General features: G+C 65.2%; 21 protein-coding genes. 12 read left to right on the plus strand and 9 right to left on the minus strand.

The features are described from left to right. Positions 1-245: 245 nt before the first annotated feature. From glmU to AWB80_RS07130, 4 genes are all read right to left on the minus strand, one after another. Positions 246-1,607, minus strand: coding sequence for a bifunctional UDP-N-acetylglucosamine diphosphorylase/glucosamine-1-phosphate N-acetyltransferase GlmU (gene glmU / locus AWB80_RS07115; protein WP_061173960.1), 1,362 nt, complete (start codon positions 1,605-1,607; stop codon positions 246-248). A 96-nt stretch (positions 1,608-1,703) separates the two neighbouring features. Continuing rightward, positions 1,704-2,663: a tRNA 2-thiocytidine(32) synthetase TtcA gene (gene ttcA, locus AWB80_RS07120; RefSeq protein ID WP_061173961.1), complete on the minus strand. Its 960-nt coding sequence runs from the start codon at positions 2,661-2,663 to the stop codon at positions 1,704-1,706. Continuing rightward, positions 2,660-3,061 carry a dihydroneopterin aldolase gene (locus tag AWB80_RS07125; RefSeq protein ID WP_061173962.1) on the minus strand — a complete coding sequence of 134 codons (402 nt, stop codon included), beginning with the start codon at positions 3,059-3,061 and terminating at the stop codon, positions 2,660-2,662. The genes ttcA and AWB80_RS07125 overlap by 4 nt, the downstream gene beginning before the upstream one ends. A 28-nt stretch (positions 3,062-3,089) precedes the next feature. Then, positions 3,090-3,932: an SDR family oxidoreductase gene (locus tag AWB80_RS07130; RefSeq protein WP_061173963.1), complete on the minus strand. Its 843-nt coding sequence runs from the start codon at positions 3,930-3,932 to the stop codon at positions 3,090-3,092. 13 nt (positions 3,933-3,945) lie between these two features. Between AWB80_RS07130 and AWB80_RS07135 the strand changes: the two genes are divergently transcribed. Both AWB80_RS07135 and AWB80_RS07140 read left to right on the plus strand, forming a co-directional pair. Next, the gene (locus AWB80_RS07135; RefSeq protein WP_061173964.1) at positions 3,946-5,151 is read left to right on the plus strand and encodes a class I SAM-dependent methyltransferase; all 1,206 of its coding nucleotides are present in this window, start codon (positions 3,946-3,948) and stop codon (positions 5,149-5,151) included. A 10-nt stretch (positions 5,152-5,161) separates the two neighbouring features. Further along, positions 5,162-5,356 (plus strand): DUF2905 domain-containing protein, encoded by a 195-nt coding sequence (locus AWB80_RS07140; protein WP_061173965.1) that lies wholly within the window; start codon positions 5,162-5,164, stop codon positions 5,354-5,356. A gap of 4 nt (positions 5,357-5,360) precedes the next feature. Here AWB80_RS07140 and AWB80_RS07145 read toward each other — a convergent pair whose 3' ends face one another. The 4 genes from AWB80_RS07145 to AWB80_RS07160 all read right to left on the minus strand — a co-directional run bounded on the left by AWB80_RS07145 (position 5,361) and on the right by AWB80_RS07160 (position 10,280). Then, positions 5,361-6,596, minus strand: a complete 1,236-nt coding sequence (locus tag AWB80_RS07145) for a multifunctional CCA addition/repair protein (RefSeq protein ID WP_061173966.1) — start codon at positions 6,594-6,596, stop codon at positions 5,361-5,363. Then, positions 6,593-7,216, minus strand: coding sequence for a glutathione S-transferase family protein (locus AWB80_RS07150; RefSeq protein ID WP_061173967.1), 624 nt, complete (start codon positions 7,214-7,216; stop codon positions 6,593-6,595). The genes AWB80_RS07145 and AWB80_RS07150 overlap by 4 nt, the downstream gene beginning before the upstream one ends. An 18-nt stretch (positions 7,217-7,234) precedes the next feature. Then, positions 7,235-8,191, minus strand: coding sequence for a complex I NDUFA9 subunit family protein (locus AWB80_RS07155; protein WP_061173968.1), 957 nt, complete (start codon positions 8,189-8,191; stop codon positions 7,235-7,237). 121 nt (positions 8,192-8,312) lie between these two features. Then, positions 8,313-10,280 (minus strand): lytic transglycosylase domain-containing protein, encoded by a 1,968-nt coding sequence (locus tag AWB80_RS07160; RefSeq protein WP_061173969.1) that lies wholly within the window; start codon positions 10,278-10,280, stop codon positions 8,313-8,315. A 19-nt stretch (positions 10,281-10,299) separates the two neighbouring features. Between AWB80_RS07160 and AWB80_RS07165 the strand changes: the two genes are divergently transcribed. Beyond that, complete coding sequence (locus AWB80_RS07165) at positions 10,300-10,929, plus strand: 5-formyltetrahydrofolate cyclo-ligase (protein WP_061173970.1); 630 nt, start codon at positions 10,300-10,302, stop codon at positions 10,927-10,929. 3 nt (positions 10,930-10,932) lie between these two features. Here AWB80_RS07165 and AWB80_RS07170 read toward each other — a convergent pair whose 3' ends face one another. Further along, entirely contained in the window at positions 10,933-11,445 is a 513-nt protein-coding gene (locus AWB80_RS07170; RefSeq protein WP_061174301.1) for a winged helix DNA-binding protein, read from the minus strand. A gap of 183 nt (positions 11,446-11,628) precedes the next feature. Between AWB80_RS07170 and pxpB the strand changes: the two genes are divergently transcribed. The 9 genes from pxpB to AWB80_RS07215 all read left to right on the plus strand — a co-directional run bounded on the left by pxpB (position 11,629) and on the right by AWB80_RS07215 (position 21,454). Continuing rightward, entirely contained in the window at positions 11,629-12,282 is a 654-nt protein-coding gene (gene pxpB, locus AWB80_RS07175; protein ID WP_061173971.1) for a 5-oxoprolinase subunit PxpB, read from the plus strand. Beyond that, the gene (locus AWB80_RS07180; protein ID WP_061173972.1) at positions 12,279-13,319 is read left to right on the plus strand and encodes a 5-oxoprolinase subunit C family protein; all 1,041 of its coding nucleotides are present in this window, start codon (positions 12,279-12,281) and stop codon (positions 13,317-13,319) included. The genes pxpB and AWB80_RS07180 overlap by 4 nt, the downstream gene beginning before the upstream one ends. Positions 13,320-13,386: 67 nt before the next feature. After that, the gene (gene pxpA / locus AWB80_RS07185; protein ID WP_061174302.1) at positions 13,387-14,136 is read left to right on the plus strand and encodes a 5-oxoprolinase subunit PxpA; all 750 of its coding nucleotides are present in this window, start codon (positions 13,387-13,389) and stop codon (positions 14,134-14,136) included. 134 nt (positions 14,137-14,270) lie between these two features. Then, a complete protein-coding gene (locus tag AWB80_RS07190) occupies positions 14,271-14,990 on the plus strand; it encodes a DUF969 domain-containing protein (protein WP_061173973.1) in 720 nt (239 codons plus the stop codon). Continuing rightward, positions 14,987-15,943 (plus strand): DUF979 domain-containing protein, encoded by a 957-nt coding sequence (locus AWB80_RS07195; RefSeq protein WP_061173974.1) that lies wholly within the window; start codon positions 14,987-14,989, stop codon positions 15,941-15,943. The genes AWB80_RS07190 and AWB80_RS07195 overlap by 4 nt, the downstream gene beginning before the upstream one ends. 334 nt (positions 15,944-16,277) lie before the next feature. Continuing rightward, entirely contained in the window at positions 16,278-17,651 is a 1,374-nt protein-coding gene (locus tag AWB80_RS07200; protein ID WP_061174303.1) for an undecaprenyl-phosphate glucose phosphotransferase, read from the plus strand. Between the two features lie 16 nt (positions 17,652-17,667). Next, positions 17,668-18,810, plus strand: coding sequence for a polysaccharide biosynthesis/export family protein (locus tag AWB80_RS07205; protein ID WP_061173975.1), 1,143 nt, complete (start codon positions 17,668-17,670; stop codon positions 18,808-18,810). Then, entirely contained in the window at positions 18,807-19,244 is a 438-nt protein-coding gene (locus AWB80_RS07210; protein ID WP_061173976.1) for a low molecular weight protein-tyrosine-phosphatase, read from the plus strand. The genes AWB80_RS07205 and AWB80_RS07210 overlap by 4 nt, the downstream gene beginning before the upstream one ends. After that, positions 19,241-21,454, plus strand: coding sequence for a polysaccharide biosynthesis tyrosine autokinase (locus AWB80_RS07215; RefSeq protein ID WP_061174304.1), 2,214 nt, complete (start codon positions 19,241-19,243; stop codon positions 21,452-21,454). The genes AWB80_RS07210 and AWB80_RS07215 overlap by 4 nt, the downstream gene beginning before the upstream one ends. Positions 21,455-21,476 lie beyond the last annotated feature (22 nt).

A 21,476-nucleotide genomic window follows, 5' to 3' on the forward strand; every position in this document is an offset into this window, starting at 1 on the left:
TCGAGATCGGACACACGCGCGACACTGCGCGCGCGGCGCGGCTCGCCGTGGCTCAGCACGGCCACGCCGCACGAGTCGTAGCCGCGATACTCGAGGCGGCGCAGACCTTCGACCAGCACCGAGACGATGTTACGTTGCGCTACCGCGCCGACAATTCCGCACATGGACGTTCATCCTTTGAAACTTGCATTCGAAAGCGCGGTGCACGAAGCGCCGCGCGCGTTGGGCTGAATCTCTCGACAGCCTTACGACTTCTTCTTCACCGGGCGTACATAGCCCGTCTTGCTCACCTGCGTCTTCTCGTTGAGCACCAGCTCGCCTTCGCCGACATCTTTCCACACCGTCGTGCCCGCCGCGATGGTCACGCCGCGGCCCACGCGCACTGGCGCGACGAGTTGCGTGTCCGAGCCGATGAACACGTCGTCCTCGATCACGGTGCGATGCTTGTTCGCGCCGTCGTAGTTGCAGGTGATCGTGCCCGCGCCCACGTTCACGCGCGCGCCGATATCCGTATCGCCGATATAGGTGAGATGGTTCGCCTTCGAGCCGCGCCCGAGCACCGCGTTCTTCACCTCGACGAAGTTGCCGATATGCGCTTCATCGCCGAGCTTCGCGCCCGGACGCAGCCGCGCGTACGGACCGAGCACGACGTTCGCGCCGGTCGTGCCGCCTTCGATGTGCGTGTACGCATCGACACGCGTGCCTGCGCCGATCGTGGCGTCGCGGATCACGCAGTTCGGGCCGATCGTCACATTGTCGGCGAGCGTCACGCGCCCTTCGAACACGCAATTCACGTCGATCGACACGTCCGCGCCGCATTCGAGCGTGCCGCGCACGTCGATGCGCGCCGGGTCCATCAGCGTCACGCCGGCGTCGAGCAATGCGTTCGCCACGTTGCGCTGGTGGATGCGCTCCAGTTCCGCGAGCTGAATCTTGCTGTTCACGCCGAGCGTTTCCCATTCGGCGTCCGGCTGCGCGGTGACCACTTCGACACCCGCGTCGATGGCGCGCTCGACCACGTCCGTCAGATAGAACTCGCCTTGCGCGTTGTTGTTCCTCAGCGACGCGAGCCACGTTTCGAGCGTGCGCGTCGGCGTGATCACGATGCCGGTGTTGATTTCCGCGATGCGCCGCTCTTCCTCGCTCGCATCCTTCTGCTCGACGATCTTCTTCACCTTGCCCGAAGCGTCGCGCACGATGCGCCCGTAGCCGGTCGGATCGCCGACGGTCACGGTAAGCACGCCGTAACGCTCGGCGCCCGCGGCCTCGATCAGGCGTTCTAGCGTGCTCGCGCGCGTGAGCGGCACGTCGCCATACAGCACGAGCGTGGGAACCGAAGGATCGAGCAACGGCAGCGCCTGCTGCACCGCGTGGCCCGTGCCGAGCTGCTTGTCCTGCAGCGCGAATTGCACGTCCGGCGCGCCGACGGCCTCGCGGACCTTGTCCGCGCCGTGCCCGACGACGACGACGAGACGCGTCGGCGAGAGCGTGCGCGCCGTATCGATCACGTGGGCGAGCAACGGCTTGCCCGCCAGGGAATGGAGTACTTTCGGCAGGGCGGAGCGCATGCGCTTGCCCATGCCGGCAGCCAGAATCACGATGTTCATCGCTGGGAGCCTTGCTGGTATGACGAGCCGCCAATTTATCACGCGGCTCTTTGGCGCAATGCGGCGAAACCCACGCTGCGCCTTATTGGATAAAGGTTACAGATCGTCGAACTGCACGATTGAAACCGCGCCGGGCGATCCTGACGGTTCGCTTGCACACGGTTCTTCGTCGAACGCGATATCGCCTTGCGGATCGGCTTCGCCGGTCGCGCGCAGGCCGGCGAACGGAAACAGCGCGCTGTCCATCAGATGCGACGGCACCACGTTCGACAGCGCGTTGAACATATTCTCCACGCGCCCGGGGAAACGCTTGTCCCATTCGCGGATCAGCGCCTTCATTTCCGCGCGCTTCAGGTTCGGTTGGCTGCCGCACAGATTGCACGGGATGATCGGGAATTCGCGCAGTTCGGCGTACTTTTCGAGATCGGTCTCCTTCACATACGCGAGCGGACGGATCACGACGTTCTTGCCGTCGTCGGATTGCAGCTTGGGCGGCATGCCCTTGAGCTTGCCGCCGTAGAACATGTTGAGCAGCAGCGTTTGCAGGATGTCGTCGCGATGATGCCCGAGCGCGATCTTGGTCGCGCCGAGCTCGCCCGCCACGCGATACAGGATGCCGCGACGCAGGCGCGAGCACAGCGAGCATGTGGTCTTGCCTTCCGGCACCAGGCGCTTGACGATGCTGTACGTGTCCTGATTCTCGATGTGAAACGGAATATCGAGCTTGCTCAGGTAATCCGGCAGGACGTGCTCCGGAAAGCCCGGCTGCTTCTGGTCGAGATTGACGGCGACGAGTTCGAAGTCGATTGGCGCGCGCTCGCGCAGGCGCATCAGGACGTCGAGCATCGCGTAGCTGTCCTTGCCGCCCGACAGGCACACCATGACCTTGTCGCCGTGCTCGATCATGTTGAAGTCGCCGATCGCCTCGCCGACCTGCCGCACGATGCGCTTGTACAGCTTGTTGTTCTCGTACGCTTCCTTCTGCTGGCGCTTGGTCAACGCCTCGCGCGCGGGCTTCTGTGCCTCGGCGGCTTCGATCGTGTCACGCGCGTTCATGCTCGTTCCTCTTTGATGCGAAAGACTTCGACGCCGACCGCGTCGCAATCGGGATAGACGTCGGGCTTTTCCGTCGATACGGCCACCGCGCGCACGTTCGGATGCGCGAGCAGAGCCGCGGCGACGTCGTCGCACAGCGTTTCCTGCAAGTGGATATGGCCCTGCTTCACGCGCGCAGCGATAGTCGATCGCATGAAGTCGTAATCGACCACTTCGGACAGTTTGTCCGCGACGGGCGTCGACAGCGCGAGCGGCACGTACAGTTCGACGTTGATCACGACGCGTTGCTCGCCGCGCTTCTCGAAGTCATGCACGCCGATGTTGATGCGAACTTCGTAGTCACGCAGAAAAAGCCTCCGGCAATCGGTCAGCCGGGGATGCGAAAGTGCGGCAAGCATATGAGTTCCAGTATTCAGTGAGCGCGTTTCAGGGCTTTTGCGCGCCGATCATGTACATCACGTCGCGCGGGCTCGGCACCAGGTGCTGGCCGCCATCGACGACGAGCGTCGTGCCGTTCACGCCGTGCGCGTTCGCGAGATAGCAGGCGGCCTGCGCCACGTCCTCCACCGTCGATGCGCGGTTGAGCGGCGTCACGCGATGCGCCGCCTCGAACGACGCGGGCGTCTGCCCGGCGGAAATCAGCGTCAGGCCCGGCGCCAGGCCGACGACACGCAGCTTCGGCCCCAGCGCCTGCGCCAGCGCGACGGTGGCGTTGTCGAGCGCCGCCTTCGTCAGCGTGTACGACAGGTAATCCGGATTCATGTTGTACAGCTTCTGGTCGAGCACGTTGATGACGACGCCACGTTGCGCATCGTCATCGGCTGCGGTATCGGGCGTGATCGCGTGCAGCATCCGCGCGAGCGTGAGCGGCGCCGCGACATTGACGGCCGTCATCTCAAGCAGCTTCGCGTAGCCGAAGTCGATCGCCGTATCTTCGTCGAAGCGCGATGCGCAGTTCACGACGCAGTTCAGTCCGCCGAACGTTTCGACGCACGCGGGCACGAGCCGCTCCACTTCGGCCTCGACACCCAGATCCGCCTTCAGCGCGACCGCGCGGCGTCCCAGCGCCTCGATATCCGCGACGGTTTCGCGCGCATCGAGCGCCGAGCCGCCATAGTGCACGGCGACGTCCCAGCCCTGCCGCGCGAATTCCAGCGCGACGCCGCGCCCGATACGCTTCGCCGCGCCCGTGACGAGCACGGTCCGAGAGCGTGACACGGAGCCGGAAGACGGCGAGTTGACGGAAGAAAACGGCGTGGAAGCGCTCATTTACAATACTGGGATGAATCCGAATGCCAGACAATCCGATAGTTTACCTGCTCCGGGCGCCGATGCGCTCGCGCAGTCCGAAGCGCTCACAGACCTGATCCGGGGACGTATCGCCGCGGCGGGCGGCTGGCTGCCGTTCGACCGCTATATGGACCTCGCGCTTTACGCGCCGGGCCTCGGCTATTACGGCGGTGGCGCGATGAAATTCGGCCGCCGCGCCGAGGACGGCAGCGACTTCGTCACCGCGCCCGAACTGTCCCCGCTTTTTGCGACGACGCTCGCGCGGCCCGTCGCGCAGGCTTTGCGACAAAGCGGCACGCGGCAGTTGATGGAATTCGGCGCGGGCACCGGCAAGCTCGCGGCTGGCCTTCTGACCGCGCTCGCCGATCTCGATGTGCCGTTCGACAGCTACGCGATCGTCGATCTCTCCGGCGAGTTGCGTGCGCGCCAGCGCGAGACCATCGAAAAGCAGGCGCCCGCGCTCGCCGCGAAGGTGAAATGGCTCGACGCGCTGCCCGACCGGTTCGAAGGCGTCGTGATCGGCAACGAAGTGCTCGACGCGATGCCCGTGCGCCTCGTGGTGCGCAAGCTCGGCGCGTGGCACGAGCGCGGCGTTGTCGTGCTGGACGGCCGTTTTGCGTTCGACGACCGGCCGATCAAACCCGACGCGCAAGTCGAATTGATCGATGCCGCCATCGACGAAGCGAACGATGAACCGTTCGCCGAATACGTCACTGAAACGCACGAAGCGGCGCTCGCGTTCACGAAGACCGTCTGCACGATGCTGACGCGTGGCGCGGCGTTTTTCGTCGACTATGGCTTTCCGCGGCGCGAGTTTTATCATGCGCAGCGCGCAGCCGGGACGCTGATGTGCCACTACCGGCATCGCGCACATGGCGATCCGTTTCTGTATCCCGGCTTGCAGGACATCACCGCGCATGTGGAGTTTACGGGCATCGCGGAAGCGGGCGTCGAGACAGGCGCCGATTTGCTGGGCTTCACGTCGCAGGCGCGGTTTCTGATGAACGCCGGCATCACCGATGTGCTCAGCGATCTCGATCCTGCCGACGTCAAGCGCTTTCTGCCTGCTGCGAATGCGGTGCAGAAGCTGCTTTCGGAAGCGGAGATGGGCGAGCTGTTCAAGGTGATCGCGTTCTCGCGCAGTATTCCCGGGACGCTCGACGCTTTCGCGGCGGGCGATCGTTCTCACACGCTATGAGTGCGCGATCATGATTCGCTGGCTGCTCACGACTTTTATCGCGCTCGCGATTCTGTCCGGCTCGATGCCGTGGCTGAAGAAAATCGGCATCGGGAGGCTGCCGGGGGATTTCACGCTGCGGATCTTTGGACGTGAGTACTCATTTCCGTTTATGTCGACGTTGTTGTTGTCGGTTTTGCTTTCGCTGATTGCTCGGGCGCTTTGAGGCCTCACGCCCCCAGCGCCCCCTTCACCGCCGCCACCCGCGCATCGTGCACCGCATCCTTGATCTTCGCGGGCTGCTCGGCGTACTCCTGCGCGACCGCGCCAGCATCGACCGCACGCGCCGCGACCAACGCTTCCCGCAACCGCTCCGCCTGCGGATAAGCCTGCTTCTCCAGCCCCAGCCTGCCACGCGCATCGGCGAGACACGCCTGTAGCGCCTCGGCAAACCGCGCCGGCTTGCGCAACGCATCCGACCGCTCGAAGAGCCTGACGAGCGCCGCCGCGCCCATCTCCATCACGCGATGAATATTGCCGTGCTCACGCGCGACCAGCACGGCCAGATCGCGGCATTCATTCGGCACGCGCAGCCGCTCGCACAATGGCCGCAAGAGATCGACGCTGCGCCCCTCATGACCGATGTGACGCGGCAAGATATCCTCCGGCGTCGTCGCCTTGCCGAGATCGTGAGTGAGCGCGGCGAAGCGCACCGGCAACGCAAACCGCTGCGACGCGGCGTAGTCCAGCACCATCATCACATGTACGCCGGTGTCCACTTCCGGGTGATAATCCGCGCGCTGCGGCACGCCCCACAGCGCATCGACTTCGGGAAGAATCCGCACCAGCGCGCCGCAGCCGCGCAACACCTCGAACATGCGCGACGGCTTCTTCTCCATCAAACCACGCGACACTTCCTGCCACACGCGCTCGGGCACCAGCGCATCGACTTCGCCCGCCGCGACCATCTTCTGCATCAGCTCGGCGGTTTCCGGCGCGACATCGAAATTCGCGAAACGCGCCGCGAAGCGCGCGAGGCGCAGAATACGCACCGGATCTTCGATGAACGCATCGCCCACATGCCGGAACAGCCGGTTCTTCAGGTCGCTCTGGCCGTCGAACGGATCGATGACCGGCCCGGTCAGTTCGCCCGCTGGCGTGACCTCGCGCGCCATCGCGTTGATCGTGAGATCGCGCCGCGCGAGATCCTCCTCCAGCGTGACGTCCGGCGAATAGTAGAACTGGAAGCCGTGATAGCCCGCCGCCGTCTTGCGCTCGGTGCGCGCGAGCGCGTATTCCTCGTGCGTCTCGGGATGCAGAAACACCGGAAAGTCCTTCCCCACCGGGCGATACCCCTGCGCCACCATCTGCTCGGGCGTCGCGCCCACGACGACATAATCGCGATCCACCACCGGCACGCCGAGCAATTCGTCCCGGATCGCGCCGCCGACTGCGTAGATATTCATCGCGCTTCCTCGCGCGCGCCGTCGATCCACGCCGCGACCGCCGGCAGCGCCGTGATGCGCTTCGCATAGTCGAGCGACGTCGCGCTCAGTTCAGGCGCGTAGGTATTGAAGCGCATGACGACCGGCGCGAACATCGCGTCCGCGATGCCGAATTCATCGCCGAACAGGAACGGTCCGCCCCACTTCGCCAGGCACTCCGCCCAGATCGCCTCGATGCGCGCGATGTTCGCGAGCGCGCCCGGCGTCGCGCCCGTGCCCGGCGCGTGCGTCGTGATTTCCATCGGCATGTTCTGGCGCAGGTCCGCGAAGCCCGCGTGCATCTCCGCGCTGATGCTGCGCGCATGCGCGCGGGCGGCGCCGTCGCGCGGCCACATCGCATGCTGGGGGTGCAGCTCGGCGATCGTCTCGACGATCGCAAGCGATTCCCACACGGCAGCGCCGGAATCGGTGACGAGGCACGGCACCTTGCCCGACGGCGAGACCGCGAGAATCTTCGATTTCGTGTCGGGCTGGCCGAGGCGAATCAGCACTTCGTCGAACGGGATGCCGAAATGTTCGAGCAGCACCCACGGCCGCATCGACCAGGAAGAATTGAACTTGTCACCGATAACGAGTTTCATGCGATCAAAAAAAGAGAATTAACGATGCGCGGTTGCGCGGTAAGCGTTGAAGCGCGAGCGCGACGCGTTGCCGGTCAGATACAGCGGCGCGATCGTCTCGATGCTCGCTGGCTCGTCGATGCCCAGTTCCGGCGCGAGCGGCCCGCTCGCGATGTTCGGCGTCTTCATCGAATCGAGATTGTCGCGCGAGATGATCGGCTGGCCGGGCGCCATTTCCATGGTCATCGCCTGTAGACGGCCGAGGCTCTCCGGCAGCTTGATGATGCGCGAATGCTTGCCGATGGTCGCGCCCGCGAAGCGCACGAGTTCCGCGAGCGTGTAGACGCTGGGACCCGCGAGTTCGTAGACGTGGCCGTTGGCGGCGTCGAGGTCGAGCACGTTGACCATCCCTTTCGCCACATCGCCGACGAACACGGGCTGAAACTGCGCATCGGCGCATGCGAGCGGGATGACCGGGAACATGCGCTCCAGAAACGCAAACTGGTTGAGCAGGTTGTCCTCGGGCCCGAACACCACGGAACTGCGGAAGATCGTCCAGTCCAGTCCCGACTCGCGGATGATCTTCTCGCCGTCGCCCTTCGAGCGCAGGTACATGCTCGGGCCTTGCGGGTCGGCGCCGATCGCGCTCATGTGCAGCAGACGCCGCACGCCCTTCGCCTCGCACGCGGCGGCAATCTTGCGCGGCAACTCGACATGCGCTTTCGCGAAATCCGGCCCGTAGGGATCGTCGCGCCGCCCCTGAAGAATGCCGACGAGATTGATCACTGCATCGCTCTGATCGATGAACGCGGCGAGTTGCACGGGATCGTGCACATCGGTTTCGATGACATCGATGGGCAACAGCGTGAGATGCGCGGCGGTTGCGCGCCGGCGGGTCGCGACGCGCACGGTCTTGCCGAGATCGACGAGCGCATTGATGAGATGGCTGCCGATGAAACCCGAACCGCCGATCAGCGCTACTTGTTGGTGTCGCATGGTTCGCCTCTTGGGTCGCGGCCTGACGGATGCGGGTTCGGTTCAGAACGGCGGGCCGAAAATGAAAACGCCCGCGCGTCCTGTCGTGCGACGCGCGGGCGTGAGGTTCGCTTCGGGCCGGTCAGGGAGCGATATAGCCCAGACGCGCCTTCAACGACTGCGGACGGCCTTCGAACAGCGCAGCGTAATACACGGTGTTCGACAGCACGTTCTTCACGTAATCGCGTGTCTCGGTGAATGGGATGGTTTCAGCAAAAACCGCGCCCTCGACCGGAGCGCGCAAGCCCTGACGCCACTGGCTCGGGCGGCCCGGACCGGCGTTATAGCCGGCGGTGGCGAGCACGGCCGAGTTGTCGAATTGATTGTAGATCATCGACAGGTAATTCGTGCCGAGCAGGATATTGGTGTTGATATCGTTCATCTGCGCGCGCGATACCGGACCGAGGCCGATCTTCTTCGCGACGAGTTGCGCCGTGCCCGGCATCAACTGCATGAGACCGCCCGCGCCGACTTCCGAACGCGCGTTGATGATGAAGCGCGATTCCTGGCGGATCAGGCCATACGCCCATTCGATGTCAAGACCGGTGTTCTGCGCGTCGCGCTCGACGATATCGCGGAACGGCGACAGATAACGCAGCGAGAAATCGTGCTCGGCCTTCGTCTTGTCGGCGGTGTTGACGGTGCGGTCGAACATCTCGATACGTTTCGCGTACTGCGCGGCGGCGATCAGTTGCCGGTCGGTCATGGTGCGCAGCGGCCAGTTCCATTCGCGGTTGCCTTCGAGACGCATGTTCAGCGCGTAAAAACGCTGCGACAGCGCGAAGCCCGGCACGGACTGCATCTGCGCGATCTCGGCGTCCGATACAGTTGTGCGCGGCGGCACGGTGATCTTCTGGCCGAGTTCTTCGAGCGCGAGTTGCCCGTAGAAGTTGTACTGATCCGCGATGGTCTGGAATTCCTGATTCGCCGTGGCCGTGTCGCCGGCCTGCTTCACGGCGCGCCCGTGCCAGTAGACCCACGACGGCTGCGCGCGCAGCGTCGGCGGCATCTGCTCGATCGACCAGCGCACCATGTTCCAGTCGCCGGCGAGCAGCGCGCTGCGCGTGCGCCATTCGTACGCCGGGTTCGACAATGGCGCGTTCGCCGACAGCCGATACCAGTCCGCCGCCGCCGGCATGCGCTTGAGCGCCGCCTGATAGCCGATCGTGCCCCAGCCGGTCGCGCGCTCAGTCGGCGTCAGGCTCGGCGCGACGGAACTGAACGTGGCGGCGGCCATCGCCGGATCGTTGCGAGCCATGCGCGTGACCGCGAGCAGCGTCAACTGATGCGCCGGCGTGTTCGGCATCACGCCGCGCGCGAGATAGAGCGGCGGCTTGTTGACGGCGTCGTCGAACAGCGAGTCCTTCGGTTTTTCCTGACCGAGCGCCTCGACGATGTTCGAACCGGTGGTCGTGTAGTTCTGCTCGTAGGCGAGACGGATCTGCTGCCAGATGTCGTCGCTCGTGAACTGGCCCGACTCCGCGAGCGCGCCGATCAGATCGACGCAGCCGTCGCCGTACCATTTCGGCTCGACGAGCAGCGCGCGCGCCGCGTCCGCGATGTTTTCGCCGCGCGACAGACGCGCTTCGAGCGCGTAGCACTTGACCTGCGTGTCGTCGTTGAGAACGAAACGGGCGTATTGCTGCTCGAAGTTCTTCCAGTCGTGACGGCTGCCGAGCACGACGAGATAGTCGTTGCGCATGCGGTCGGCGATCGCCTGGCCGTCGTAGCGCTGCAGGAACGAAAGCACCGGCGCGTCGGGCGCGTCGATGCGCGCGTGGCCTTGCGAATCGAAAAGCTGCGGCTTGATCGTGAAGTATTCGATATAGCTCGGCGCCGGGTAGTCCGGAATCTGCGATGCGAGCACGGCGGCCTTGCCCGCATCGTTCGCGCGCGCGGCATCGCGCAGCTGCATGAAGATGCGGTCGTCGGACGTGGGCGACAGGTCAGCGTCGGGACGGACGGCGGAAGCCGTGCCGCACGCGACGAGCGTCGCTGCGGCAAGGGCTGCGCTGACCGCGAGATATACTCGTTTGAGGCGTTTTGACATCGTTATTTCTGGAGCGCGAATGGTCTTGAACCGAGTCCTGAGATCGGAGGAAAGCATAGCACGCAACGTTTGCGACAAACCCAAGAGCGAGCCCAAAAGCGCCTTGCGCGCCACGCTTCTCGCGACCCGCGAGGCGCAGAGCGAGCAAGCCGCCCAGGCCGCGAAGAACGAGGCGCTCGCAGCGCGCATTCAGGAACTGCTCGCGCGGCACGTCGCGCGATGCGTGGGCTTTTACTGGCCGGTCGCGGGCGAATTCGACGCACGCGAAGCGCTCGCGCACTGGCTCGCCGCCGATGGAGCTCGCGGCGCCGCGCTGCCGGTGGTCGTCAAACCCCATGCGCCGATGGTTTTCCACGCGTGGAACACGCACGCGCCGATGAAGGAAGGCCGTTACCGGATTCCAGTGCCCGCTGAAGAAAAGGTCGTGGTGCCGGAACTGCTGCTGATTCCGTGCGTCGGTTTCGATGCGGATCGATATCGGCTGGGTTACGGTGGCGGTTATTACGATCGCACGCTCGCCGCGTGGCCGAATGGCGCTCGGCCGGCGACGATTGGCATCGCGTACGAATCGGGCAAGTGCGGCGCGCTGCCGCGCGAGGTCCACGACATGCCGCTCGACGCGATCGTCACCGAATCCGCGATCTATTAGACGCTAAAGCGAGGCCGCCGCGCGCGCGGCGGTATCGTAGAGACCGGACGCATTGCGCATCAATTGCGCGGCCTCGCCGATCTGCTCGTTGGTGAGGCCGCTCTCGCGCAGCGTCTCGATGAGACACGCCTCGCGCACGTCGCGATACTTGCCGCACAGCTCGCGCCCCGCCGGGGTCGCGGAGAAGAACACTTCCTTGCCAATTTTCTCGCTTTGCACATAGCCGCGAGCGACGAGTTTCTTCAGTGCATACGTAGCAACGTGCGTGTCCTCGATGTTCAGCACGAAGCAGATGTCGGCGAGCTTCTTCTTGCGGTCGCGATGGCTCACGTGATGCAGCAGCGACACTTCCACCGCCGTCATGTCCTTCGCGCCCGCCGCGGACATGCAGCGCACCATCCAGCGATTGAACGCGTTGCCCGCCATGATGAGGCCGTACTCGAATTCCGAGAGTTCCGCGCTGGCTTCGGAGACGAGATGCTCGGACGAAACGATCTTGGTGGGATTGCGCGGCATGGCGATGACCGGTTTGGAGTGCGTTGGAGTGTAGCGCAACGTCATTTTTGCGAGCAATGAGACGCGTCGGCGAAAACGTGAATTGATAATTTCTTGATAATTTATTGACAATGTAACATTCTGCGACGACGCGAAGCTCATCGAATCGACGAGTTTCGCATCCTGCAAAGGCAAATCAGAGGCATGACAACACCACGAATTCATCCGCTCGGCGACACCGCGCTCGTGTGCGAAGCCGCGCCGCCCGCCACACTCGACTGCCAGCGCCGCTTCTGGGCGCTGGCTGAGCACGCGCGTCTCATGCCGCACGTCGTCGAAGTGGTGCCGGGCATGAACAACCTGACGATCGTGTTCGACCCGCTCGAAGCGGACTACGAAACGCTCGCCGCGCAACTGGAAACCGGCTGGGACGCCGCCGGGACGCCCGATATGGACAGCGCGCAAATCGAGATTCCGGTGCGCTACGGCGGCGCCGACGGCCCGGATCTCGCCGCGCTCGCGAAGCACACGGGTCTCTCCGTCGACGAAGTGGTGAAACGTCATACGGAAGCCGAATACGTCGTGTTCTTTCTCGGCTTTCAACCGGGTTTCGCGTATCTCGGCGGGCTCGATCCGGCGCTCGCCATGCCGCGCCGGGCTGAGCCGCGTCTCGAAGTGCCGGCGGGATCGGTGGGAATCGGCGGGGCGCAGACGGGCATCTATCCGGCGGTGTCGCCGGGCGGCTGGCAATTGCTCGGGCGCACTGAGCTGAAGCTCTTCGATCCGGCCAGAAACCCGCCGACGCTGATGCAGCCCGGCGACCGCGTGCGCTTCACGGCGCTGGAGGTGCGCGCATGATCGACGTAATTCGCGCGGGCGTGCTCACGTCCGTGCAGGACCTCGGCCGACGCGGCTACCGGCATCTCGGCGTGAGCTCGGGCGGGGCGCTCGACGCGCTGTCGCTGGAAATCGGCAATCGCATCGTCGGGAACCGGCCGGATGCGGCGGGCATCGAGGTGACCTTCGGGCCGACAGTGCTGCGCTTCAAGCACGCGACGCGCGTCGCCATTACCGGCACCGATTTTGGCGCGACGCTCGACGACAAGCCCGTTTATTCGTGGTGGAGCCTGCCGGTGCGTGCGGGCCAGGAACTGACGCTGCGCGGGGCGAAGCGCGGCATGCGCGCCTACGTGAGCATCGCGGGCGGCATCGACGTCCTGCCGATGCTCGGCTCGCGCTCGACCGATCTCGCCGCGTGCTTCGGCGGCCTCGGCGGGCGCGCGCTGCGCGACGGCGACCGCCTGCCGGTCGGCGTGCCGCAGCCGCACAAGGGCATTGCGTTTTCGCCGGACGAGCCCGCGTTCGGCGTGAAGGCGCCGGCGTGGTGCAAGTTCGTGCTCGTCGACGAACCCGTGCGGCGCGGCCGTCATGCGCCGGGCCTCGCGTGGGCGGTGCCGATCCGCGTGCTGCGCGGCCCGGAGTACGACAGTTTCAGCGACGCGGCGCACGACAGCTTCTGGAACGAGGAATGGACGATCACGCCGAACAGCAACCGCATGGGTTTTCGCCTCGCGGGCACGGCGCTCGAACGCAGGGAGAAGATCGAGCTGCTGTCGCACGCGGTGTTGCCCGGCACGATCCAGGTGCCGCCGAACGGCCAGCCGATCGTCCTGATGGGCGATGCGCAGACCACCGGCGGCTATCCGAAGATGGGCGCGGTGATCAAGGCGGATTTGTGGAAGCTCGCGCAAGTGAAGTTGAATGGCGGCGTGCGCTTCATCGAAACGTCGGTGGAAGAGGCGCGCCACGCGCTCGCCGACGAGCGGCAATACGTGAGCCAGGTGGAAACGGCCATCGCGATGCACGAGGAACGCATCGCGCGCGCTGGCTCCTGAATCGCAAGCCGTGCGCGAGACGCGGCGCATCACACCCAACATTCAACGGAACGACTGCAAAAACATCATGGAAATCGATCTCAATGCCGATCTCGGCGAAGGCTGCGGCTCCGATGAAGCGCTGCTCGATCTCGTGAGTTCCGCGAACATCGCGTGCGGCTGGCACGCCGGCGGCGCCACCGCGATGCGCGATTGCGTGCGCTGGGCCGTCGAAAAGGGCGTGGCCATCGGCGCGCATCCGAGCTTCAACGATCCCGAGAACTTCGGCCGCAGGGAAATGGATCTGCCGCCCGAGGAAATCTATGCGGGCGTGCTGTATCAACTCGGCGCGCTGTCGGCGATCGCGCAGGCCGAGGGCGGTCGCATCGCGCACGTGAAGCCGCACGGCGCGCTCTATAACCAGGCCGCGAAAAGCACCGAAATCGCCGATGCGATCGTCTCCGCCGTCCATGACTTCGATCCGTCGCTGCTCGTGTTCGGGCTGGCGAACAGCGGGCTGGTCGAAGCGGCGCGGCGCGTGGGCCTCATCGCGATCGAGGAAGTGTTCGCGGATCGCGGTTATCGCGCGGACGGCTCGCTCGTGCCGCGCAAGGAGCCGGGCGCCTTGCTCGACGACGAAAACCTCGTGCTCGACCGCACGCTCGCGATGGTGCGCGAGCAGCGCGTGCGGGCCGTGTCGGGCGAATGGGTGCCGCTCAACGCGCAGACGATCTGCCTGCATGGCGACGGCGCGCACGCGCTGGAATTCGCGCGGCGCATTCGCGGCGCGCTGGCGGACGCGGGCATCGAAGTCCGCGCCGCGCACGCCGCCGCCTGAGGCGCTCATCGAAGAATTGAACGCCCCGTCCAGCCGGGGCGTTTCAACAAGCGGCCCTGGCAGGCAAAAGAGCCGCATGTGGTAAAACCACGCGCCCGGTACGAGGCGTGATGTCGATATCGTTTGGAGAACTCATGGCAACCCCTGTCAATTTATGGCCGCTCATCGGCGTGGCCGTCATCATCATAGGTTTCGTGCTGCGTTTCAATCCGATGCTGATCGTCGCCGCCGCTGCGATCATCACCGGCTTCGCGGCGCATTTTCCCGTCGAGCGCATTCTGACCGCGATCGGCAGCGGCTTTCTGAAGACGCGCAACATTCCGCTCATCATCCTGCTGCCGCTCGCGGTGATCGGCCTGCTCGAACGGCACGGCCTGCGCGAGCGCGCGCAGATGTGGATTTCGAGCATCAAGGCGGCGACGGCCGGGCGTCTGCTGATCGTCTATCTGTTCGTGCGTGAAATCACGGCGGCGGTCGGACTGACGGGTCTCGGCGGCCATCCGCAGATGGTCCGCCCGCTGCTCGCGCCGATGGCCGAAGGCGCCACCGAAGCGCGTTACGGCAAGCTCTCCGACGCGACGCGCTTCAAGCTGCGCGCGTATTCCGCCGCCACCGACAACGTCGGCCTGTTCTTCGGTGAGGACATCTTCGTCGCGTTCGGCGCGATCGTGCTGATGGTCACGTTCCTGAAGGAAGCGGGCATCGTCGTGGAGCCGATGCACGTCGCCGTGTGGGGCATTCCCACCGCGATCTGCGCGTTCCTGATCCACGGCTTCCGGCTGTGGCTGCTCGACCGCAGGCTCGCGCGCGAACTCGACGCGCTCACGCGCAACGTCGCGGGAGAGAAGGCATGACGCTCACGATCAACTATCTGTTCTATCTGGTCGGCATCATCCTGCTGGTGGTCGGCGGCATGATCATCACGGACAAGTCGCATCCGCGGCGTCTGACCGCGGGCGGCTTCTGGCTGATCTACGCGCTGATCTTTCTCCTCGGCGACTGGATTCCGGTGACGGTCGTCGGCGTGCTTGTCGTGGCGATGGCGCTGATCGCGGGCTTTCACGGCGTCACCGGCGCGAAGCCGAAGATGCTCTCCGAGGACACGCGCCGCCAGAGCGCCGTGCGGCTCGGCAACAAGCTGTTCGTGCCCGCGCTGACGATTCCCGTCGTCACCGTGATCCTCACGCTCGGCGCGAAGTATCTCGTGTTCGGCGGCGTGCCGCTGGTCGAACTGAAGAACGTGACGCTGATCGGCTTCGGCGTCGGCTGCGTGATCGCGCTCGCGATTGCGTGCGTGATGACGCGCGACACCGTCGGCCAGTCGATGCGCGAGACGCGCCGTCTGATCGACGCGCTTTCGTGGGCCGCCGTGCTGCCGCAGATGCTCGGCATGCTCGGCCTCGTGTTCTCGGATGCGGGCGTCGGCAAGGCGGTTGCGCACGTCACGACGGCTTACGTGAACATGGACTACCGACTGGTCGCGGTGACGGTGTACGTCGTCGGCATGGCGCTATTCACGATGGTCATGGGCAACGGCTTCGCCGCATTCCCGGTGATGACGGGCGGCGTCGGCGTGCCGATTCTCGTCGGCGTGTTCCACGGCAATCCCGCCACGATGGCCGCGATTGGCATGTTCTCCGGCTACTGCGGCACCCTGATGACGCCGATGGCCGCGAACTTCAACATCGTTCCAGCGGCGTTACTGGAGTTGCCGGACAAGAACGCGGTGATCAAGGTGCAGGTGCCGACCGCGCTCACCCTTTTGATCACCAATATTTTTCTGCTCAACTGGCTGATGTTCATCTGAACGACCGCGCTTCACCTGTGTGCATGCCGCGTAACAAAACCGCGGCACGCACGCACGCTGGCAACACCTCCCCTTCCCTCTCCTCCCGGCCGCATTCTTACTTCGCGGCATACATTTCTCCAATTTCGTAGACGCGCGTCTACATGTTGCTGACATTTGGCGGCAATTCGGAACGCGCCTATATCTGCTTGCAGGCAGCCTGACTCAGACTCTGGCGCCCTCGTTGTTCTAGGAAAGCATCGCGTGCTTTTCAAGCTGACCGAGGGTATCGGTTCGCCGTGTGCGCCGCGTCGCGCGGACGTCGACGAACTGGTTTTTCGCCACCGACTCCGTCATGCGTCTGCCGAGTTACTCCCATTTGCTCGCCTTGCCCGCAGGGCCTGACCTGCTGCTTCGCCTGCTCGAGACAATCGTCGTCGCGGCCAGCGCGCTCGCGGCCCAACGGAATTTCGGCCAGGGCGTCACCGCCGGCTATGACAGCGCGGTTGCCGCTTTCGCGATCGTCTTCGCGTGGAGCGCGTTGTCCGGGTTCTATGTGAAAAGCCCGACGCGTCGCGCATCGCTGCCGCGCGCCGTGCTTCTTCCTGCGCTCGGCTGGGTGCTCTGCGAGGCCGGCGCGGTGTGCCTGATCAAGTGGATGCACGGCGAATACCAGCCTTCGCACGCATGGCTCGCCGGCCTGTTCCTGCCGACGGCCATCGGCGTGATGCTCTGCCGCCTCATCGACCGGATCGCGGGTACGCGCCGTGTGCGTCGCGTATCGGTGGCGGTGGTCGGGCGCGGCGCGCGTTGCGCGGCCTTCGTGCAGAGCATCGGCGCCATGCCCGATTCGGCGTGCCGCGTCGACGCCCTCTTCGACATGGACGCCGATTCCGGCGCGACGGATCTCGACGGTTTCGCCGCGCATGTGCGCGCGCAACGCATCGACGAGTTATGGCTCGCGCTGCCGCTCACGGACGAAGCCGCGCTGCTGCGCTTTCTCGACGTCTTCCGCGACGACCTGCTGAACATTCGCTTCGTGCCGGAGATCGACCAGCTCACGCGTTTTCGCGGCGAAGCCGCCCGCCTCGACGCCACGTTCGCGATCAATCTCGTCGCGGCGCCGCTCACGGCGCGCGCGCTCGCCAGCAAGGCGATCTTCGACCGGATCTTCTCCGTTTGTGCGGTCGTCGGCATGTCGCCCGTGCTCGTCGGGATCGCGCTGGCCGTCAAGTTGTCGTCGCCGGGTCCCGTGCTGTTCAGGCAGCGGCGCCAGGGCGCGAACGGCACGCCTTTCGACATCTACAAGTTCCGCACGATGCACACGCACGCGACGGACGACGGCCTCGTCGTGCAGGCGACGCGCGACGATCCGCGCGTCACGCGCGTCGGCGCGTTCCTGCGCCGCACGAGCCTCGACGAACTGCCGCAGTTCTTCAATGTGCTGCGCGGCCAGATGTCGGTCGTCGGTCCCCGTCCGCACGCGATGGAGCACGACGCGCTCTATCAGCATGTCGTCGACGGCTACATCCACCGCTACCGCATCAAGCCGGGCATCACCGGCTGGGCACAGATCAACGGACTGCGCGGCGAGACCGATTCCGTCCACAAGATGCAGCGGCGGGTCGAACACGATCTCTATTACCTCAGCAACTGGTCGTTCGCGCTCGACATGCGCATCGTGCTCGCGACCGTCGTGCGGGGCTTCGTTCATCGCAATGCGTATTGACTCGCAGGACCCTTCCATGAAGCACTTCTTTCCACGGACCGCAGTGGCCATCGCGTTGGCGGCGATGTTGAGCGCGTGCGCGTTCGCGCCCGGTTTCCGCATGCCGGTCAGCGGCGATGCGACCGCGAGCGGCGGCGATGCCGGTCCGCACATCGAAGCCACTGCGGCGACGCCCGCGATTCCCGTCACGGAACTCGATCTCGCGCTCGTCAGGCGCGATGCCGATCGACGCAAGATGAATCAGGACCAGCAGGCGAAGCGGCTGTTCGGCGCGCCGAAGGCCTACACGGTCGGCGCGGGCGACGTGCTGCAGATCGTCGTCTGGGATCACCCGGAACTCGCGGCTGCGCAAGGCGCTGGCCAGAGTCAGGCGCCCGCGAAGACGAGCGATCCGGCGGCCGGTTTCGTCGTCGATCAGAAGGGCAATCTGCGCTTTCCTTACGCGGGCACGCTGGCGGTCGCCGGATTGCGCACCGATGAGATTCAACAAAAACTCGCCACCGCCCTCTCGACGTATCTCGTCAAGCCGCAGGTCACCGTGCGCATGGCGTCGTATCGCGCGCGCCAGGTCTATGTCGACGGTCAGGTGCACACCCCCGGCGCGCTCTCGCTGACGGACGTGCCGCTCAGTTTCTACGACGCGATCGCGCGCGCCGGCGGCTTCAACGACAACGCCGACCAAAGCGATGTCGTGCTGGTGCGCGGCGGCGATTCATATCGGATCGACGTGCCGCAACTGCTCGCGCAGGGGCTGAATCCGTCGAAGCTGTATCTGAAGGAAGGCGACCTGCTGCGCGTCACGTCGCGCGACGACAACGGCGTCTATGTGATGGGCGAAGTGAACAAGCCAGGTTCGGCGGCGCCACGCCGCGACGGCCGGCTCACGCTCGCGGATGCGCTCTCGCAGGTGGGCAGCATCAACTCGGCCACGGCGGACACCGCGCAGATGTTCGTGATCCGCCCGGGCGGCGATGCTGCGCGCGTGTATCACCTCGACAGCCGCTCGCCCGTGTCGATGCTCGTGGCGAACGAGTTCGAGCTGCAGCCGAAGGACGTTGTGTATGTCGATGGCAGCGGGCTCGTGCGCTTCAACCGCGTGATCAGTTTGCTGATGCCGTTGATCAGCACTGGGCTCACGGCGGGGGTGATCGCGAAATGATCGGCTCGGTGTTGATGGTGTGCGAAGGGAATATCTGCCGCAGCCCGCTGGCGGCGGCGTTGCTCAAGCGGGAGTTGCCGCATCTCGACGTGATGTCGGCGGGTACGCACGCGCTGGTGGGCGCGCCTGCCGATGCGGTCGTCGCCGATTTGGCGCGTGAGCACGGCATCGCGCTCGATGCGCACGTCGCCACGCAACTCGATGCGCCGCTCGCCCGCGCCGCGGATCTGATTCTCACGATGACCAAGCCGCAGCGCGAATGGGTCGAGACGACGTTTCCGTCGACGCGCGGCAAGGTGTTTCGTCTCTGCGACGAACACGGCGCGGACATCACCGATCCCTACCAGCGGCACCGCGCCGTGTTCGACCTGGCCTTCGCCCAGATCCAAGAAGGCGTCTCGCAATGGACCCGCACGCTGGCGGCACAACGATGAACGACATGATCCTCAAACCTTCCGCGCCAGAACCCGCGGCCGGCGACGATGAAATCCGCCTCTCGGAGATCGTCTCCGTGTTGCGCGAGCGTCGCGGGCTGATCGCGATCGTCACTGCGTGCACGCTCGCGGCCGGATCGCTATACGCGTTTCTCTGGACGCCGACCTATCGCGCCGACGCACTCATTCAGGTCGACGACGACAGCGGCACCGGCACGCTGAACGACAAGCTCGGCGACCTCGCGGCCCTGTTTCAGAGCAAGGCGAGCGCCGATGCGGAAATCGAACTGATGCGCTCGCGCATGGTGGTCGGCGATGCGGTTTCGCGGCTGCATCTCGATATCGATGCGCGTCCGCACTATGTGCCGCTCGTTGGCGCGCCCTATGTCCGCTACACCGCCGGCGACGGCCTCGCGAGCGCGCCGCTCGGACTCGGAAGTTACGCGTGGGGCGGCGAGCGCATCGGCGTCTCGGCCTTCGACGTGTCACCGCGCCTCTTCGACAAGACATTCACGCTGATCGCCGGCGAAGGCGAGCGCTACGAGCTGCAAGGTCCCGATGGCATGACCGTCCTGCGCGGCCGCGTCGGTGAAACGGCCACGGCGCAAGGCAGCGACGGCCCCGTCAAGCTGCTGGTGACATCGCTGCTCGCGCGTCCCGGCACGCGTTTCGACTTGAAGCGTGCATCGACGCAGCAGACCATCGCGGATTTGCAGAAGGCGCTCACGATCAGCGAGAAGACGAAGCAGTCGGGCATCATCGGCATGTCGCTCGACGGCCCGGACGCCCAACGCGTGACGACGACCGTCAACACCATTGCGACGCTCTACGTGCAACGCAACGTCGACCGCAAGTCCGCGCAGGCGCAACAGATGCTCGCGTTCCTCGGCGATCAATTGCCGCAACTGCGCGCCGACCTCGATCGCGCCGAAGCGCGCTACAACGCGTTTCGCGCGAAGAACGGCGCGGTCGATCTGGAAGAGCAAAGCAAGCTGCTGTTGCAGATGGTCGTCGAGAACCGCTCCAAGATCATCGAATTGCAGCAGCAGCGCGTGGATCTCGTGCAGCGCTATACCGCGATGCATCCTTCCGTCGTTGCGATCGATGCGCGCATCGGCGAATTGCAGCAGCAGTCCGGAGAGACCGAGAAGCAGATCAACACGCTGCCGTCGGTGCAGCAGGATGCCGTGCGCCTGCTGCGCGACGTGAAGGTCAGCAACGATCTCTATACGAGCCTGCTCAACAGCACGCAACAGCTGCGCGTGCTGAAGGCGGGGCAGCTCGGCAACGTCCGCACCGTGGACTATGCGGTGACGCCGGAGAAACCCGTCGCACCGAAGAAGGCGCTAGCTCTTGCGCTTTCCGTCGCGCTCGGTCTCATGGCCGGCTGCGCGCTCGCGCTCGCGCGGCGCATGTTCAATCGCGGCCTCGAAACGCCCGCGGAAATCGAGCAGGCGCTCGACCTGCCGGTCTACGCGATCATCTCGCACTCCGAGCGACAAGCGTCGCTTCAGACGTCGCGCCGTCGCATGACGATCAAGCCGCAAGTGCTCGCCGATGTCGCGCCGAACGATGTCGCAATCGAAGGCTTGCGAAGCTTGCGCACCGCGCTGCAGTTCGGCGTGATGAAGCCGCGCAACAACGTGATCATGGTGACGGGACCGCGTCCGGGTATCGGCAAGTCGTTCGTGTCGGCCAATTTTGCGACCGTGCTCGCGGCGGGCGGTCAGCGCGTGCTGCTGATCGACGGCGACATGCGCCGTGGCGATCTCAATCGCATGTTCGCACTGCCTCGCAAGCCGGGGCTCGCGGAACTGCTGAACGGCACCGAACTGGATGCCGTGATTCATCGCGACGCGCTGCCAAATCTCGATGTGATCACCGGCGGCGCCGCCCCCGATCTGCCCGCCGAACTGTTGATGCGCGAGCGCTTCGTGCGCGTGCTCGACGAACTGCGCGCGCGCTATGACTTCGTGATCATCGATTCGCCGCCTGTGCTGGCGGTGACCGATTCCGGGTTGATCGGCAGACATGCGGGCGCGACGCTGCTCGTCGCGCGTCATGGTTTCCATACTGCGGCGGAGCTGCGTCAGACCTCGCGTCAGCTTGCCAGTGCGGGTGTGCAGGTGGATGGCGTACTGCTTACCGATACGCCGGCGCGCGGGATGGCGTATGGGGCGTTTTCTCAGTATGCGAGTCGCACCGAGTGAAACGCGACTGCTCACGAATCTC

Source organism: Caballeronia pedi (assembly GCF_001544915.2).
GTDB lineage: Bacteria > Pseudomonadota > Gammaproteobacteria > Burkholderiales > Burkholderiaceae > Caballeronia > Caballeronia pedi.

Excerpts from the sequence above, each read along its gene's own strand:
- glmU (WP_061173960.1), bottom strand. The coding sequence starts at position 1,607 with ATGAACATCGTGATTCTGGCTGCCGGCATGGGCAAGCGCATGCGCTCC.
- ttcA (WP_061173961.1), bottom strand. The coding sequence starts at position 2,663 with ATGAACGCGCGTGACACGATCGAAGCCGCCGAGGCACAGAAGCCCGCG.
- AWB80_RS07125 (WP_061173962.1), bottom strand. The coding sequence starts at position 3,061 with ATGCTTGCCGCACTTTCGCATCCCCGGCTGACCGATTGCCGGAGGCTT.
- AWB80_RS07130 (WP_061173963.1), bottom strand. The coding sequence starts at position 3,932 with ATGAGCGCTTCCACGCCGTTTTCTTCCGTCAACTCGCCGTCTTCCGGC.
- AWB80_RS07135 (WP_061173964.1), top strand. The coding sequence starts at position 3,946 with ATGAATCCGAATGCCAGACAATCCGATAGTTTACCTGCTCCGGGCGCC.
- AWB80_RS07140 (WP_061173965.1), top strand. The coding sequence starts at position 5,162 with ATGATTCGCTGGCTGCTCACGACTTTTATCGCGCTCGCGATTCTGTCC.
- AWB80_RS07145 (WP_061173966.1), bottom strand. The coding sequence starts at position 6,596 with ATGAATATCTACGCAGTCGGCGGCGCGATCCGGGACGAATTGCTCGGC.
- AWB80_RS07150 (WP_061173967.1), bottom strand. The coding sequence starts at position 7,216 with ATGAAACTCGTTATCGGTGACAAGTTCAATTCTTCCTGGTCGATGCGG.
- AWB80_RS07155 (WP_061173968.1), bottom strand. The coding sequence starts at position 8,191 with ATGCGACACCAACAAGTAGCGCTGATCGGCGGTTCGGGTTTCATCGGC.
- AWB80_RS07160 (WP_061173969.1), bottom strand. The coding sequence starts at position 10,280 with ATGTCAAAACGCCTCAAACGAGTATATCTCGCGGTCAGCGCAGCCCTT.
- AWB80_RS07165 (WP_061173970.1), top strand. The coding sequence starts at position 10,300 with ATGGTCTTGAACCGAGTCCTGAGATCGGAGGAAAGCATAGCACGCAAC.
- AWB80_RS07170 (WP_061174301.1), bottom strand. The coding sequence starts at position 11,445 with ATGCCGCGCAATCCCACCAAGATCGTTTCGTCCGAGCATCTCGTCTCC.
- pxpB (WP_061173971.1), top strand. The coding sequence starts at position 11,629 with ATGACAACACCACGAATTCATCCGCTCGGCGACACCGCGCTCGTGTGC.
- AWB80_RS07180 (WP_061173972.1), top strand. The coding sequence starts at position 12,279 with ATGATCGACGTAATTCGCGCGGGCGTGCTCACGTCCGTGCAGGACCTC.
- pxpA (WP_061174302.1), top strand. The coding sequence starts at position 13,387 with ATGGAAATCGATCTCAATGCCGATCTCGGCGAAGGCTGCGGCTCCGAT.
- AWB80_RS07190 (WP_061173973.1), top strand. The coding sequence starts at position 14,271 with ATGGCAACCCCTGTCAATTTATGGCCGCTCATCGGCGTGGCCGTCATC.
- AWB80_RS07195 (WP_061173974.1), top strand. The coding sequence starts at position 14,987 with ATGACGCTCACGATCAACTATCTGTTCTATCTGGTCGGCATCATCCTG.
- AWB80_RS07200 (WP_061174303.1), top strand. The coding sequence starts at position 16,278 with ATGCGTCTGCCGAGTTACTCCCATTTGCTCGCCTTGCCCGCAGGGCCT.
- AWB80_RS07205 (WP_061173975.1), top strand. The coding sequence starts at position 17,668 with ATGAAGCACTTCTTTCCACGGACCGCAGTGGCCATCGCGTTGGCGGCG.
- AWB80_RS07210 (WP_061173976.1), top strand. The coding sequence starts at position 18,807 with ATGATCGGCTCGGTGTTGATGGTGTGCGAAGGGAATATCTGCCGCAGC.
- AWB80_RS07215 (WP_061174304.1), top strand. The coding sequence starts at position 19,241 with ATGAACGACATGATCCTCAAACCTTCCGCGCCAGAACCCGCGGCCGGC.